Raw genomic sequence first — 1,192 nt, 5'->3', positions numbered from 1 at the left:
GCTCCGCCGGGCGCCGCGGCGCCCGGCGGAGCAGCGGCGCGGCGGACTGCTGATGGGACGCCCCTTCGGCGTGCCCGTCTACGTCGCGCCCAGCTGGTTCCTCGTCGCCATCCTCATCACCTGGGTCTTCGGCGGCCAGATCGACCGCGTGCTGCCCGAACTCGGCGCCGCCAGCTACCTGGTCTCCCTGTTCTTCGCCGTCGCCTTCTACGCGTCGGTGCTGGTCCACGAACTCGCCCACACCCTGGCCGCCCTCCGCTTCAAGCTCCCGGTGCGCCGCATCCAGCTCCAGTTCTTCGGCGGCGTCTCCGAGATCGAGAAGGAGGCCGAGACACCCGGACGGGAATTCGTGCTCGCCTTCGTGGGCCCGCTGCTCTCCCTCGTCCTGTCCGGCCTGTTCTACCTCGGACTGCTCGCGGTCGACCCCGGCTCCGTCCCCGGCGTCCTGCTGGCCGGCCTGATGATCTCCAACCTCATCGTGGCCGCCTTCAACCTCCTGCCCGGCCTCCCCCTCGACGGCGGGCGCATGCTCCGCGCGGTCGTCTGGAAGATCACCGGCAAGCCCATGAGCGGCACCGTCGCCGCCGCCTGGGTGGGCCGCGCCCTCGCCATCTCCGTCCTGATCGGCCTCCCCCTGCTCACCCAGTCCGGAGCACTCGGCTCCGACGCCGCGGACGGCGTCGGCATGGACACCGTCCTCGACGCCCTGCTCGCCGCCATCCTCGCGGCGATCATCTGGACCGGCGCGGGCAACAGCCTGCGCATGGCCCGCCTGCGCGAGCACCTGCCGGAACTGCGCGCCCGCGCCCTGACCCGCCGCGCGGTACCCGTGGAGACCGACACCCCGCTCTCCGAGGCGCTGCGCCGCGCCAACGCCGCCGGAGCCCGCGCCCTCGTCGTCGTCGACGCCGACGGCACCCCGCTGTCCCTGGTGCGCGAGGCCGCCATCGTCGGCGTACCCGAGCACCGCCGCCCCTGGGTGGCGGTCGGCGGGCTCGCCCAGGACCTCACCGACGGCATGCGCGTCTCCGCCGAACTCGCGGGGGAGGAGCTCCTGGAAGCGCTCCGTGCCGCACCCGCCACCGAGTACCTGGTCGTCGAGGCGACCGGCGAGATCTACGGCGTCCTGTCCGCGGCCGACGTCGAGCGCGCCTTCGTCAAGGCCATGGCCCGCCCCGCCTGACGTCCGCCC

The 1,192-nt window shown here is 73.8% G+C and carries 1 protein-coding gene; it reads left to right on the top strand.

Features of this window, described 5'->3' with window-relative positions; translation table 11 throughout:
• On the top strand, positions 1–1,183 hold a 1,183-nt coding region (locus AOK18_RS06030; RefSeq protein ID WP_055693630.1), incomplete at its 5' end, for a site-2 protease family protein.
• Positions 1,184–1,192 lie beyond the last annotated feature (9 nt).

Source organism: Streptomyces prasinopilosus, from assembly GCF_001419695.1.
Lineage (GTDB): Bacteria > Actinomycetota > Actinomycetes > Streptomycetales > Streptomycetaceae > Streptomyces > Streptomyces prasinopilosus.
This window is presented reverse-complemented; position numbering and strand designations above follow the sequence as displayed.